The sequence below is a fragment of the Micromonospora sp. A200 genome, assembly GCF_029893845.1.
Taxonomy (GTDB): domain Bacteria; phylum Actinomycetota; class Actinomycetes; order Mycobacteriales; family Micromonosporaceae; genus Micromonospora; species Micromonospora purpureochromogenes.
On record NZ_JARXXY010000053.1, the window covers coordinates 15,894 to 29,466 of the forward strand.

The 13,573-nt window shown below is 72.1% G+C and carries 16 protein-coding genes and 1 pseudogene; 12 read left to right on the forward strand and 5 right to left on the reverse strand.

The window, feature by feature from the left end:
* Positions 1–159: 159 nt before the first annotated feature.
* Positions 160–489 (reverse strand): hypothetical protein, encoded by a 330-nt coding sequence (locus M2302_RS30720; RefSeq protein WP_154943981.1) that lies wholly within the window; start codon positions 487–489, stop codon positions 160–162.
* Between the two features lie 177 nt (positions 490–666).
* On the opposite strand from M2302_RS30720, the gene lpdA reads away from it, so the two are divergent.
* Entirely contained in the window at positions 667–2,055 is a 1,389-nt protein-coding gene (lpdA, locus tag M2302_RS30725; protein WP_280841304.1) for a dihydrolipoyl dehydrogenase, read from the forward strand.
* Between the two features lie 72 nt (positions 2,056–2,127).
* Complete coding sequence (gene sucB / locus M2302_RS30730) at positions 2,128–3,969, forward strand: 2-oxoglutarate dehydrogenase, E2 component, dihydrolipoamide succinyltransferase (RefSeq protein WP_280841305.1); 1,842 nt, start codon at positions 2,128–2,130, stop codon at positions 3,967–3,969.
* A gap of 101 nt (positions 3,970–4,070) precedes the next feature.
* On the opposite strand, the gene M2302_RS30735 is transcribed toward sucB, so the two are convergent.
* Positions 4,071–5,015 carry an SDR family NAD(P)-dependent oxidoreductase gene (locus M2302_RS30735; RefSeq protein ID WP_280841306.1) on the reverse strand — a complete coding sequence of 315 codons (945 nt, stop codon included), beginning with the start codon at positions 5,013–5,015 and terminating at the stop codon, positions 4,071–4,073.
* A 203-nt stretch (positions 5,016–5,218) separates the two neighbouring features.
* On the opposite strand from M2302_RS30735, the gene M2302_RS30740 reads away from it, so the two are divergent.
* The 3 genes from M2302_RS30740 to M2302_RS30750 all read left to right on the forward strand — a co-directional run bounded on the left by M2302_RS30740 (position 5,219) and on the right by M2302_RS30750 (position 8,096).
* A complete protein-coding gene (locus M2302_RS30740) occupies positions 5,219–6,562 on the forward strand; it encodes a low temperature requirement protein A (RefSeq protein ID WP_280841307.1) in 1,344 nt (447 codons plus the stop codon).
* Positions 6,563–6,639: 77 nt separating this feature from the next.
* Entirely contained in the window at positions 6,640–7,110 is a 471-nt protein-coding gene (locus M2302_RS30745) for a hemerythrin domain-containing protein (protein ID WP_280841308.1), read from the forward strand.
* Between the two features lie 71 nt (positions 7,111–7,181).
* Positions 7,182–8,096, forward strand: a complete 915-nt coding sequence (locus tag M2302_RS30750) for an LLM class flavin-dependent oxidoreductase (protein WP_280841309.1) — start codon at positions 7,182–7,184, stop codon at positions 8,094–8,096.
* Positions 8,097–8,210: 114 nt separating this feature from the next.
* Here M2302_RS30750 and M2302_RS30755 read toward each other — a convergent pair whose 3' ends face one another.
* Positions 8,211–8,381: a hypothetical protein gene (locus M2302_RS30755; RefSeq protein ID WP_280841310.1), complete on the reverse strand. Its 171-nt coding sequence runs from the start codon at positions 8,379–8,381 to the stop codon at positions 8,211–8,213.
* Between the two features lie 19 nt (positions 8,382–8,400).
* Positions 8,401–8,628, reverse strand: a complete 228-nt coding sequence (locus M2302_RS30760; RefSeq protein ID WP_280841311.1) for a winged helix-turn-helix domain-containing protein — start codon at positions 8,626–8,628, stop codon at positions 8,401–8,403.
* A 334-nt stretch (positions 8,629–8,962) separates the two neighbouring features.
* Here M2302_RS30760 and M2302_RS30765 point away from each other — a divergent pair, with 334 nt between their 5' ends.
* The 5 genes from M2302_RS30765 (at position 8,963) to M2302_RS30785 (ending at position 11,005) form a co-directional block, all read left to right on the forward strand.
* Positions 8,963–9,259: a hypothetical protein gene (locus M2302_RS30765; protein ID WP_280841312.1), complete on the forward strand. Its 297-nt coding sequence runs from the start codon at positions 8,963–8,965 to the stop codon at positions 9,257–9,259.
* A gap of 260 nt (positions 9,260–9,519) precedes the next feature.
* Positions 9,520–9,807, forward strand: a complete 288-nt coding sequence (locus M2302_RS30770; protein ID WP_280841313.1) for a hypothetical protein — start codon at positions 9,520–9,522, stop codon at positions 9,805–9,807.
* Positions 9,808–9,840: 33 nt separating this feature from the next.
* Positions 9,841–10,110 carry a type II toxin-antitoxin system prevent-host-death family antitoxin gene (locus tag M2302_RS30775; RefSeq protein WP_280841314.1) on the forward strand — a complete coding sequence of 90 codons (270 nt, stop codon included), beginning with the start codon at positions 9,841–9,843 and terminating at the stop codon, positions 10,108–10,110.
* Positions 10,100–10,519, forward strand: coding sequence for a type II toxin-antitoxin system VapC family toxin (locus tag M2302_RS30780; RefSeq protein WP_280841315.1), 420 nt, complete (start codon positions 10,100–10,102; stop codon positions 10,517–10,519). Before M2302_RS30775 ends, M2302_RS30780 begins: the two co-directional genes overlap by 11 nt.
* A 99-nt stretch (positions 10,520–10,618) precedes the next feature.
* Positions 10,619–11,005, forward strand: coding sequence for a hypothetical protein (locus tag M2302_RS30785; RefSeq protein ID WP_280841316.1), 387 nt, complete (start codon positions 10,619–10,621; stop codon positions 11,003–11,005).
* Positions 11,006–11,040: 35 nt separating this feature from the next.
* Here the strand turns inward: M2302_RS30785 and M2302_RS30790 are convergent, their stop codons facing one another.
* A complete protein-coding gene (locus M2302_RS30790) occupies positions 11,041–11,400 on the reverse strand; it encodes a MerR family transcriptional regulator (RefSeq protein ID WP_280841317.1) in 360 nt (119 codons plus the stop codon).
* A 53-nt stretch (positions 11,401–11,453) separates the two neighbouring features.
* Here M2302_RS30790 and M2302_RS30795 point away from each other — a divergent pair.
* Positions 11,454–12,450 (forward strand): annotated as a pseudogene (locus M2302_RS30795) (aldo/keto reductase).
* 103 nt (positions 12,451–12,553) lie between these two features.
* A complete protein-coding gene (locus tag M2302_RS30800; protein WP_280841318.1) occupies positions 12,554–13,453 on the forward strand; it encodes a TIGR01777 family oxidoreductase in 900 nt (299 codons plus the stop codon).
* The last annotated feature ends 120 nt before the right edge of the window (positions 13,454–13,573 follow it).

The window sequence follows — 13,573 nt, forward strand, 5'->3', positions numbered from 1 at the left end:
ACGCCCCGCGCCAAGGTCGACACCGTTTGCGGCGTGTCGCGGTGTCAGCCCGCCCGGACACCGCGACACGCCGCATCTCGCGTGCGGGGCACGGCGACGCCCGGCCGGGCGGGCCGGGCCGGGCCGGGCCGGGCCGGGCCGGGCCGGGCCGGGCAGGGGTCAGAAGAGTTCGGGGCGGCGTTTGCGGCGCTCGTTGTAGTCGCGCATCCGCTGCGGGTAGCCCATCAGGCGGACGTCGTAGATGGGGATTGCCAGCCGGTGGGCGAAGCGGCGGGCGCCCTCGGGACCGTCGACGCGGCGGCGGGTCCACTCCCCGTCGTCGGCGATCAGGATGACGGTGGTCTCGGTGACCGTGGTCCGCGGCTCGATGTACGCCTCGACGCCCCGCCGGGTCCGGACGAAGTTCTCAAGATGGTCCAGATCGGCCCGGTCGGCGGGGCGGCCACGACTGACCGCGCCCGTCTGCTTTCGTCGCCGGAATAGCCCCACCGACTGTCTCCTCCCCCGTCATCATCGAAGACGGTGCCAAGAGTACGTGTCGACGACGTGTCGTTGGGCACCTCGGTACGCGCTCCGCATCCCCTAGTGACAAGATGACCGAGGTGGGGTGTGTCCCTGTTGCCCCACCGTGACCCCCGATGCAGCGACGCGACCTGGGAGTTGGACGTGAGCGAGCCGAACGAGACCTTCGACATCGTCATTCTCGGAGGTGGCAGCGGCGGCTACGCGGCGGCGCTGCGCGCCGCCCAGTTGGATCTCTCGGTCGCGCTGATCGAGAAGGGGAAGCTCGGCGGCACCTGCCTGCACAACGGCTGCATCCCCACCAAGGCGCTGCTGCACGCGGCCGAGATCGCCGACCAGACCCGCGAGTCCGAGCAGTTCGGCGTGAAGGCCGAGCTGGTCGGCATCGACATGGCGGGGGTCAACTCGTACAAGGACGGCGTGGTCTCCCGCCTCTACAAGGGCCTGCAGGGCCTGGTGGGCAGCGCCAAGAACATCACCTTCGTGGCCGGCGCCGGCAAGCTGGTCGGCAAGAACGTCGTCGAGGTCGACGGCAAGCGCTACACCGGCCGCAACGTCATCCTGGCCTCCGGCTCGTACGCCAAGAGCCTGCCCGGCTTGGAGATCGACGGCGAGCGGATCATCACCAGCGACCACGCGCTGACCCTGGACCGGGTCCCGGCGTCGGTGATCGTGCTCGGCGGCGGTGTGATCGGCGTCGAGTTCGCCAGCGTGTGGAAGTCCTTCGGCGTGGACGTCACGATCGTCGAGGCGCTGCCCCGCCTGGTCGCCGCCGAGGACGAGGAGTCCTCCAAGGCGCTGGAGCGGGCCTTCCGCAAGCGGAAGATCAACTTTAAGGTCGGCAAGCCGTTCGAGAAGGTCGAGAAGACCGACAACGGCGTCAAGCTGACGATCGCCGGCGGCGAGACCGTCGAGGCCGAGCTGCTGCTGGTCGCCGTCGGGCGCGGCCCGAACACCGCCAACCTCGGGTACGAGGAGCAGGGCGTGAAGATGGACCGCGGCTACGTGCTGACCGACGAGCGGCTGCGCACCAGCGTGCCGAACGTCTACGCGGTCGGCGACATCGTGCCCGGCCTCCAGCTCGCCCACCGCGGCTTCCAGCAGGGCATCTTCGTCGCCGAGGAGATCGCCGGCCAGAACCCGGCCGTGATCGACGAGGCCGGCATCCCGCGGGTCACCTACTCCGACCCGGAGCTGGCGTCGGTGGGTCTGACCGAGACGAAGGCCAAGGAGCAGTACGGCGCGGACAAGGTCAAGACCTACAACTACAACCTGGGTGGCAACGGCAAGAGCCAGATCCTCAAGACGGCCGGCTTCGTGAAGCTGGTCCGGGTGGAGGACGGCCCGGTGGTCGGCGTGCACATGGTCGGCGCCCGGGTCGGTGAGCTCGTCGGTGAGGCACAGCTCATCTACAACTGGGAGGCGTACCCGGCCGAGGTGGCGCAGCTCGTGCACGCCCACCCGACGCAGAGCGAGGCCCTGGGCGAGGCGCACCTGGCCCTCGCCGGCAAGCCGCTGCACTCGCACGCCTGATCAAGAACTGATTCCGCGGCGTCCGGCGGCAGACGGGCGAGATCGCACAGGGGAATGAAGGAGTCATAAGAGATGCCGGTATCGGTCACCATGCCTCGGCTCGGAGAGAGCGTCACCGAGGGCACCGTCACCCGCTGGCTCAAGCAGGAGGGCGACACCGTCGAGGTCGACGAGCCGCTGCTCGAGGTGTCGACCGACAAGGTCGACACCGAGATCCCGTCCCCCGCGGCGGGCGTGCTGAGCCGGATCGTGGTCGGCGAGGACGAGACCGCCGAGGTGGGCAGCGAGCTGGCCGTCATCGCCGGTGAGGGCGAGCAGGCCGGTGGCGGCGAGGCCGCCCCGCAGCAGGCGGCCGAGCCGGCCGCCGAGCCCACCGCCGCCGCGGCGGGCACCGGCCCGGAGCCGGAGCAGGAGCAGCCCGCGGCGCCGCAGCCGCAGGCCGAGGCCGCCCCGGCGCCGTCCGGCGAGGGCACCGCGGTGAAGATGCCAGCCCTGGGTGAGAGCGTCACCGAGGGTACGGTCACCCGCTGGCTCAAGCAGGTCGGCGAGACCGTCGAGGTGGACGAGCCGCTGCTGGAGGTCTCCACCGACAAGGTCGACACGGAGATCCCGTCGCCGGTCGCCGGCACCGTGCTGGAGATCAAGGTCGCCGAGGACGAGACCGCCGAGGTGGGCGCCGACCTGGCGATCATCGGTGCCGCCGGGGCCGCCCCGGCGAAGCCGGAGCCGAAGCCCGAGCCCAAGGCGGAGGCCAAGCCCGAGCCGAAGCCCGAGCCGAAGCCGGAGCCGAAGGCCGAGGCCAAGCCGGAGCCCAAGGTCGAGGAGCCGACCCCGGGTCTGTCGTACAACGAGCCGGCGGCCGAGGCGGAGACCGCCGCCGAGCCGGCCAAGGCCGAGCAGGCGGCGCAGCCGTCGGCGCCGACCCCGACCCCGCAGCGGCCCACCGCCCCGGTGCCGGGTGGCGGCGAGGAGGCGGCCGGCTACGTGACCCCGCTGGTGCGCAAGCTGGCCGGCGAGCACGGTGTCGACCTGTCCTCGGTCAACGGCACCGGTGTCGGCGGCCGGATCCGCAAGCAGGACGTGCTGGAGGCGGCGGAGAAGGCCAAGGCGGCCAAGGCCGCGCCGGCCCCCGCGCCGCAGCCCGCCGCGGCTGCCCCGGCCAAGCCGGCCGCGAAGCCGCAGCCGAGTGGCAAGCGCGGCACGACCGAGAAGCTGCCCCGGATCCGCAAGGCCATCGCCAAGCGGATGCACGAGTCGCTGCACGAGATGGCGCAGCTCACCACGGTGATCGAGGTGGACGTCACCAAGATCGCCAAGCTGCGGGCGCAGGCCAAGGAGTCGTTCCAGCAGCGGCACGGCGTCAAGCTGTCGTTCCTGCCGTTCTTCGCGCTGGCGGCCATCGAGGCGCTGCAGGCGTACCCGATCGTCAACGCCAGCATGGACCTCGAGGCCGGGACGATCACCTACCCGGACGCCGAGCACCTGGGCATCGCCGTGGACACCGAGCGGGGTCTGCTGGTCCCGGTCATCCACAACGCCGGTGACCTGAACCTGGGCGGCATCGCCAAGCGGGTCGCCGACCTGGCCGAGCGCACCCGGACCAACAAGATCAGCCCGGACGAGATCGCCGGCGCGACCTTCACGCTGACCAACACCGGCAGCCGGGGCGCGCTCTTCGACACCCCGATCGTGCCGTCGCCGCAGTCGGCGATGCTCGGCACCGGTGCCGTGGTCAAGCGCCCGGTCGTGGTCAACGACCCGGAGCTGGGCGAGGTCATCGCGGTCCGCTCGATGATCTACCTGGCCCTCTCCTACGACCACCGGCTGATCGACGGCGCCGACGCGGCCCGTTTCCTGGTCGCGGTCAAGGAGCGCCTGGAGGGCGGCAACTTCGAGGCCGACCTCGGCCTCTGATTCCTCCCGTACGCGCAGGGCGCCCCGGTCACACCGACCGGGGCGCCCTGCGCCGTTCCGCCCTGTGTGCGGCGACCGCGGAACCGGTGCCGCACCCCCCGTCAGGCCCGGAGGGTCTCCTCGGAGACCGTCCAGAGCCGCTCCGCGGCCTCCGGGTCGCGCGCGTACGGCGCGTACCCGGTGCGGGTGCCGGGCTGGTTCGGCCCGGCCTCCTGGCAGTCCTCGAAGTAGCGCCCGCCGATGCCGTCGAGCAGCGGTGAGGTGGCGACCAGCACGGACGTGGCCGCGCCCTGCTCGGTGCTCCTCCAGTAGGCCGCGCCGCCGCCGCTCTGCGCGCGCATCCGGTTCAGCTCCTCCTCGCTGATGTAGCGCTGGAGGTTGGTCCGGATCGCCCCGGGCATCAACGCGTTGCTGGTGATGCCGTCGTCGGCCCAGCGCCTCGTCAGCTCCACCGCGAATAGCACGTTGGCCGTCTTGGACTGCCCGTAGGCCTCCCACGGGTCGTACGGACGCCGGGTGAAGTGGATGTCGTCGAAGACCACCGGCGAGCGCAGGTGGGCCGCCGAGCTGACCGACACGACGCGCGCGCCCCCGGCCGCCGCCAGCGCCCGGTGCACCCCGGTGGCCAGGGCGAAGTGGCCCAGGTGGTTGGTCGCGAACTGCATCTCCCAGCCCTGCGGGGTGCGCATCTCGGGCGAGGCCATGATGCCGGCGTTGTCGACCAGGATGTGCAGCGGCCCGTCCCAGGTGCGCACGAACCCGGCCACCGACGACTGGTCGGCGAGGTCGAGCGGTGCGACGAGGGTCCGGTCGTTGCCGGTGGTGTCCGTGATGTCCGCCGCGGCCCGCTGGCCGGCGTCGAGGTTGCGTACGGCGAGGGTGACCTCGGCCCCGGCGGCGGCGAGCGCACGGGCGGTCTCCACGCCGATGCCGGACGCCCCACCGGTGACGACGGCCCGTCGACCGGTGAGGTCGATGCCGCGCACGACCTCCATGGCGGTGGACTCGCGGGAGAACGGCGTGCTGACAGGTGTGCTGGTGGTCATGATCCATCCTTGTCCGGGGCGGGGGGCGGGCCGCTGGTGGACGCCGCGGTGCGGGCGTTTTCCCACCAGGGCGCGGAGGTAACGCGGGCGTCGGCAGCCGGGCCAGCGCGACCTCGCCGGCCGGCTGCTGGACCTGCTGATGGACGGTCTGCAGGCTGAGGGGAATCGCCTCCGGGCCGAGCCGACGCTGCGAGAGTGGACGGGTGGGCAGCGGGCGGTGGAGGCGGCGCGGGACGCTGGGGCCCGCCGTCGCCGTCGCCCCCGGCGCCCGGGTGGACCGCTTCGAGGTCTTCTTCGACCTGGTCTTCGTCTTCTCGTTCTTCATCATCACCCGGGCCACCGCCGTCCAGATCACGGGTTCGGCGTTGCTGCACGGCATGCTGGTGCTGGCGGTGCTCTGGTGGGCCTGGGTGGTGCACAGCGTGGTGGCCACCCGGGTGCGGCTGGGCGAGGGTTTCGTGCCGGTGCTGATGGTCATCGGGATGGCGGCGCTCTTCTGCTTCGCGCTGGCCCTGCCGCAGGCCTTCGGCGACCCCCGGGTGGGCGCGGCCGGGCCGGTGGTCGTGGCGGTCACCTACGTGGTGATCCGCGCGGTGCACTTCCTCCTCTACCTGCACGTCGTGCGGGACAGCCCACGGGAACGCAAGCAGCTGATCCGGTTCGCGCCGGAGTTGGTGTTCAGCACCCTCCTCCTGCTCGGCGCGGCGTTGATCCCCGCCCGGATCGACGACCTCGACATGGCGGGGATGGTGCGCGACGGCCTCTGGCTGTGCGTGGTGCTGCTCCAGTACGGGTCCGGGCTGCTGGGCGGCACCGGGGGCTGGGGGGTGGCGTCGGCCGAGCACTGGACGGAGCGCTACGACCTCATCCTGATCATCGCGCTGGGCGAATCGGTCATCTCGGTCGGCGTCGGCAGCAACCTGCTCGGCCAGCCGCCCACCTGGCCGGCGGTCGCGGCGGCGGCGCTCGGCATCTTCTTCACCGCCGCACTCTGGTGGGCTCACTACGACGTCATCGGCCCCGCCGCCCGGATCGCCCTGCACGTCGCAGAGGGGCGCGAACGGGTGGCGATGGCGCGGGACGCGTACGCCTACCTCTACCTGCCGATGATCGCCGGGATCATCCTGTTCGCCCTGGGCGCGGAGGGGATCGTCCACGAGATCGCCGATCCGTCCGTGCCCCTCATGGAACCGGCACACGGCCCGAGCGTGCCTCTGCTCTTCGGCGGGGTGATCTGTTACCTGTGCGGGAACATGCTCTTTCAGTTGCGCACGCTGCGCACGCTGTCCTGGACCCGGGTCGCCGCGGTGCTCCTGCTCGCCCTCGGCATCCCGGTCGGCTCCCACCTGCCCGGGCTGGCCACCCTGACCCTGCTCACCGCGATCTGCGTCGGGTTGGTGGTGGTCGAGGTGGTGACCATGGAGGAAGGCCGGCGCGCGCTGCACGAGGTGGTCTTCCACGAAAGGACCACTTTCGAGGCGCACGAGGCGGCCTTCCGGGCCCGGTGGAAGGAGCGCGGGACGGACGAGACGGGCACCTCGACGTAGGATCACCGGCAGCGTCGCGGTGCACCCGGCAAGGAGACCGCCGAGGGCATGGAGGCGCGGGACAGCATGGGATCCACGTGCACCCTTCCACCGAGCCGGGCGACCGCCTGACCGCCCTCGGCAACCAGTTGATCGAGATCCACCTCTGGCTCCGCGAGGAGCTGGCCGCGCTGCGCGCCGGCCTCGACTCCCCCACCGGTCCGCGCGACCTGCGCGCCCACTGCCTGACCTTCTGCTCCGCGCTCACCCGCCACCACACCGGCGAGGACGGCGGGGCGTTCCGGGTGCTGGCCGAGCAGGCACCGCAGCTGCGCCCGGTCCTCGACGAACTCGCCGCCGACCACGAGGTGGTCGCGGCCGTCCTGCGCCGGGTGGAGGAGCTGGCCGCCGACCCGGCCGGCGTGGACGGGGTACGCGCGGAACTGGACGGGCTGAGCGCGCTGCTCGAATCGCACTTCGTCTACGAGGAGAAGAAGCTGCTCGCCGCCCTGAACGCGGTGCGCGACGGGACGACCGAGGAGCTGCTCGGCGTGCCGCTGCCCGAGTGAGGATTCGCCGATCAGCAGAATCGGCCCCTCCGAACTGGCCGGCGGGGTCCCCGACGGCGCAGGCTGGCCCGGTGACCGTCTTCTCCCTCCAGGCCACCCCCACCGACGCGGCGAGCTGGCTGGAGCTGGCCCGCCGCGCCGAGGCCGCCGGCTTCGACGCGCTGCTCGCCGCCGACCACCCCGGGGCCGTGCCGTCCCCGTTCGTGGCGCTGGCCGCCGCCGCGTCGGTGACCTCGACGATCGGCCTCGGCTCGTACGTGTCGAACCTCGGCGTCCGCGAGCCGATACTGCTCGCCACCGACGTGGCCACCCTCGACCTGGTCTCCGGCGGGCGGGCCCGGCTCGGCGTCGGCGCCGGCCACACCCCGGCCGAGTGGCGCGCCGTCGGCCGCGAGCGCCCGGACGTCGCCGGCCGGGTACGCCGTTGCGTGGCGGTCGCCGAGGCGGTCCGCGCCCTGCTCGACGGCGACGAGGTCACCGTGGACACCCCCGAGCTGACGGTCCGGGAGGCCCGGCTGACCGCGCCCCGCCCGGTGCAGGACCGGATCCCGCTGACCATGGGCACCGCCAACTCGACGCTGCTGCGCTGGGCCGGCGCGCACGCCGAGGTGGTCGGGCTGACCGGCTTCGGGCGTACCCTCGTCGACGGCCACGCCCACGACGTGCGCTGGCGGACCGACCAGATCGAGGCGCAGCTCGACCACGTCGCCGCCGGCGCGGCCGGTCGGGACGATCCGCCCGCGCTGGAGGCGCTGGTGCAGAAGGTGGTGGTCACCGACGACGCGGAGGCCGCCGCGGCGGAGACCGCGCGCGACGTCGGCCTGACCGTCGCCGAGGTGCTGGCCACGCCGTTCGTGCTGATCGGGACGGCGGACGAGATCGTCGCGGCGGTCGCGGAACACCGGCGCCGCTGGGGCGTCACCCGCTTCGTGGTACGCAGGGACGCGCTGGAGCCACTCGCTCCGGTGCTCGCCCGGCTGTCCTGACCGCTGGCTTTTGGCGGTTGTCAGCGGCGAGCCGGTGCCCGCCCGGAGCCGAGCGTCTCATCGAGACGCTTTAGAGCTGATGACGTAAACGATTCAGGGTCGGCCGCGTCGGCGTCAGCGGCAGACCCAGCCGGGGGCACGGGTGATCCGGCCGTCGCCGCGGTCGACGCAGAGCTCGTCGGTGTCCCGGTCGACCCAGTAGGTCTGGCCGGGCCAGACCAGCACCGGTCGGTCGAGGTGGAACCATTCGACCCGGTCCAGCAGGACGAGCCGGTCCGCGGTCACCCGGCCGCGCATCGTGCTGTCAGTCCGTGGGCCGCTCGGTCACGAAGACACCCAGGCCATGGACGCCCTCGACCAGTCCCTCGGTCTTGAGAACGATCATGGCGTGATTGACCACGCCGGCTGACACGCTGTGCTCAAGGCACAGCTGGGACGTGGACGGCAACTTGTCGCCGGGGGCGAGTTCTCCGGACGCGATCTGCTCGCGGATGAGGTCCGCGAGCTGCGCCCACTTGGGCTTGGCGGGCATGTCATCTCCCTGGTCTGCACCGCCATTTGATCACGCCTTCCTTCTACCGACAAGTAAAAGGTACTCGGTAGTTGACCTATGAGCAGTACTAAGTATAAGTTCGTGGCGGCTGGCTCCCTGGTCTGCAAACCCGGAGCTGGTTGTCCTGCAGGACGCACCCGGCCGACCCCTCCCCGGAGGTCGGTCGGGTGCCAAGGATGCCGGCGACCCCAGGTCGACGGACTCAGAGCAGGCCCGGGGCGGGTGCTGGGCCACCGGTCATCCGTGGAAGGGCGGACGACCACCCCGCCCGCCTCGGCGCCGCGCCCTGATCAGCGAGAGGAAGGCGGTACGCGTGCAGCCCCTGGTCAACGAGGCGATCGACGCGGTGGAGAAGGTGCTCGGCGAGCTGCCGATGCCCCCGTACGTGACGGGCGAACACGTCCGGCTGGCCGTGCGGGCGGTGGTGGTCCACTCCCCCGAGTCCTGGCCGGCCGGCCCAATGTGCCGGAGCGACCGGACCCCGTACCCATGTCGTCTGCACCGGTGGGGACGGCGGGTGCTGCACTCGCGGGGCCTGTCCGAGCGGGCGGTCGACGAGCTGGCGGCCCGCGCCGAGCGGCAGCTCCGCGTACCCGAAGGGCGGCGCTGAGGTGTGGCCGGGCCGGCGGCGCAACGACGGCCCAGTGCCGCTCGGGCCCCGGCACCGGCGGACCTGGCGGCGCGGGCGGCGCTGGTGCTCGTGCGGCCTGCGCTGGGCCGCCTGCCCGGACCGGCACGCGCCGGTCCCGACCGAGCCGCACACGCCGCCGCTGAACACCCGCTGGTGGGACGAGGCGACCCGGGCGAACCCGCAGGTCGGCCGGGTCGGCCGACTCACCCGGCGCAGACCTGGCGGGCCAACGGCGGCCGGTGGTGAGCCCGCCACGCCCGCACCTGCCGATCCGTCCGCTCTGGCTCTGCCGGACCTGCGCCGCGCCCTGGCCGTGCGCCACCGCGCGACTCACCCTCCTCCGCGAGTACGCGCACGACCGGGTGACGCTGCTGGTCTACCTCGGCGGGCTGCTGCACGACGCGGCCGGCCAACTCCACACCCTCAACCCGCACGACGCCCCCGAGCCGACCCAACTCTTCGACCGCTTCCTCGGGTGGGCGCTCCGCCGACCGGCCTCCGACTCCCCCGCCGCGCCCCAGCCGTAGCACCTTGTAGCACATCTGGTCTAGACTGACGGCGTGGCTGAGCATGCTTCTCGTGAGATCACACAGCGCGAGCTTCGCAACGACTCCGGCACCATCATGCGTGGTGTTGAGCGCGGCGAGTCGTTCACGATCACTCGAAACGGCACTCCGATCGGTCGACTGATCCCGATCCGGCGGCGCACGTTCGTGCCGCGAGCGGAGGTGATGGCCGCTTTCGCCACCTCCCCTGTGCTCGATGCGTCCACGTTCCGAGCCGACATCGACAGTGCCATCGAGCAGGATCTGTTCGACCGTGAGTGGTGACCTCCCCCTGCGCGGCCTGATCGACACCAACATCGTCATCCACCTCGCCGCGCTCGATCCCGAGCACCTGCCGGACGAGATGGTCATCAGCGCCGTCACGCTCGCAGAACTGTCAGCCGGGCCGCACCATACTGATGACCCTCGTGAACGAGCCCGTCGAATGAGCGTCCTGCAGCACGTCGAAGCGACGTTCGATCCACTGCCCTTCGACGCCGAGGCAGCTCGTGCCTTCGGTCTCATCGCCGCCGCGGTTCTCGCCTCCGGTCGCGGCACCCGTCGCCGCATCGCAGATCTCATGATCGCTTCCATCGCCCACACACACGGACTGCCGCTCTACACCACCAACCCCAACGACTTCGCCGGGCTGGGCGAGCTGGTGACGCTACAAGCGGTCAAGCGCCCAGACTAGGCTCGGGCGGCGGTCGGCGGCAGACCCAGCCCGGGGCACGGCTGAACCCGACCGTCCGGCTCGACCAACCGGGACTGAACCCGCTTGAGATCGACCCGGTTGGACGACCCGGCCGACCTGCTGTTGGCGCAGCTCAGGCCGAGTTCGACCCCGGACAGGGGTGTGGTTCGTTCGCTGTCGCTCCTGCCGTACCGGAAATCCTGGCGTGTCCAGCCGGGGCGGCCCACCTTCTCGGAGGCCGACGTGGCGGCCTACCTGGCCAATCCCCCCTTCGGCTGGATTGCGCCTTCCGCCGGGTCTCACGGCATGAGCGACCGGACGTACTCGGGGCTATTCATCGCCGAGGGAAGTTCGGACCAGCCGCTGGCCGAGCACATCGAGTTGCTGTTCTACGAGGGCGGTTCGACGAGCACCGCCGCCAACTGCTGTCGCGGCGCGACCGGTCCGGCCCGGTCCGCCGCCTCGACAGCTGGAATCGACTCGTGAACGAGATCGATCACGTGGTCAAGTACTTGCGGTAGTCACGGCAGCCGCTCGTAGAACCGGATTTTCTCGCGGAGATGGTCGTACTGGCGTTCCAGCAGGCGCATCTGCTCCTCGACCCGGTCGGCGTGCCGCTCCAACAGGGCCTGCCGTTGGCCAGCGGTGTGCTCACCGTCGCGGGCCAGCTCGGCGTACCGGCACATCTCCGCGATCGGCATGCCCGTGTCCCGCAGGCAGCGGAACAGCAGCAGCCAGCTCAGGTCGTCGTCGGTGAAGACCCGACGGCCGCCGGAGGTGCGGCCGATGTCGCTGAGCAGGCCGATCTTCTCGTAGTAGCGGAGGGTGTCGAGGCTGAACCCGCTGCGGGTCGCCGCCTCCGAGGGGGTGTAGCCGCGCATGTCGCAATGCTAGGGCTTGACCTGGAGCGCGCTCCAGGTTGAAAGCTGGCCGCATGACGATGACACGGACACTGGGCCGCAGCGGGATGGACGTCAGCGCCCTCGGCATGGGGTGTTGGGCGATCGGTGGACCGCTCTGGGGCGCGGGCGGAGAGCCGTTTGGCTGGGGCGAGGTGGACGACGACGAGTCGGTGCGCACCATCCACCGCGCCCTCGACCTCGGCGTCACGCTCTTCGACACGGCCAGCAACTACGGCGCCGGGCACAGCGAGCGGGTCCTCGGCCGGGCTCTCGCCGGCCGCCGCGACGGGGCGGTGATCGCCACCAAGTTCGGCAACCGCTCGGACGAGCGGACCCGCCGGTGGACCGGCGAGGACGGCAGTCCGGCCTACGCGGTGGCCAGCCTGGAGGAGTCGCTGCGCCGGCTCGGCACCGACCATGTCGACCTCTACCAGTTGCACATCAACGGCCTGCCGGCATCCGCCGCGCTCGACCTGGTCGACACCCTGGAGGACCTCGTCACCGAGGGCAAGATCGGCGCGTACGGCTGGAGCACCGACAACCCGGCGTCCGCGCGCGTTCGCCGAGGCCGGTCCGCACTGCGCGGCGATCCAGCACGACGAATCGGTGTTCAACGACAACGCCGAGCTGCTCGCCGTCTGCGACGCGCTCGACCTGGCCAGCCTCAACCGGGGCCCGCTCGCCATGGGTCTGCTCACCGGCTCGACGCGGGCGGTCGGGGCGGACGACGTGCGCGGGAGGGCACCGGAGTGGCTGGTCTGGTTCACCGACGGCCGCCCGGCACCGCACTGGTCGGCCCGGCTCGCCGAGATCCGGGAGGCGCTCACCGCGGACGGTCGTACCCTCGCCCAGGGCGCGCTGGGCTGGCTGCTCGCGCGCAGCCCACGAACGGTGCCCATCCCGGGCTGCCGCACCGTCGCGCAGGCCGAGGAGAATTTCGGCACCCTCGCCCGCGGACCGCTGTCGGCCGAGGCGTTCGCGGAGGTGGAACGCTTGCTCGCCGACCTGCGCGCCGTGCCGGTCGCCTGATCCCGGGCGGCCCTCGACCCGGCTGGGCGCGTCGCGGGCCGCTCCCGGATCCGCAAACGGGCTGAACGCATCCGAACCCGCCTCCGTACCCGAAGATATGAACATGCGGATCCTCATGGCCGGCGCGTCCGGCTTCCTCGGCACCCGGCTGGTCGACCGCCTCACCGCCGACGGGCACCAGGTCACCCGGCTGGTGCGACGGCCGCCGCGTACCCCCGACGAGCGACAGTGGACCCCGTCCGCCGCGCAGCTCGACCCGGCCGTGGTGGCCGAGGCCGACGCGGTGGTCAACCTGGCCGGCGCGGGCGTCGGCGACAAGCGCTGGAACGACGACTACCGGAGGCTCATCCGGTCCAGCCGGGTGGACACCACCACCACCCTGGCCATCGCCATCGCCGGGCTGCCGGCCGCCGACCGGCCGACGGTGCTGCTCAACTCCTCCGCCGTCGGCTGGTACGGCAACACCGGTGACCGGGCGGTCGAGGAGGACTCCCCGGCCGGCGAGGGTTTCCTGGCCGACGTCTGCCGGGTGTGGGAGGCGGCGACCCGGCCGGCCGAGGACGCCGGGGTGCGGGTGGTACGGCTGCGCACCGGGCTGCCGCTGCACCGCGACGGCGGGCTGCTCAAGCCGCAGCTGCTGCCGTTCAAGCTGGGCATCGCCGGGAAGCTGGGCAGCGGCCGGCAGTGGCTGCCGTGGATCTCGATGCGGGACTGGCTGGACGCCGCGCTCTTCCTGCTCGACCGCGACGACATCGGCGGCCCGGTCAACGTGGTCGGTCCGGCCCCGGTCACCAACGCCGAGTTCACCCGGGAGCTGGCCCGCCAGCTGCACCGTCCGGCGATCATGCCGATCCCCGCGCTGGCCCTCAAGGTCGCCCTGGGCGGCTTCGCCCAGGAGGCCCTGACCAGCAGCCGCGTCCTCCCCGGCGTCCTCACCAAGGCCACCTTCCGGTACACCCACCCCGATCTGGCCGGTGCGCTACACGCGGCGCTGACCGACTGACCCCCTCAGCCCACCCCGTGGGGGGGGGGGGGGGTGATCTTTTTGGTCGTCCCGCACCCCGCCGCGGCCCGCCACCAACTAAATAAGGGGGGGGGGGGCGGGGGCGGCGGGCGGGAGAGG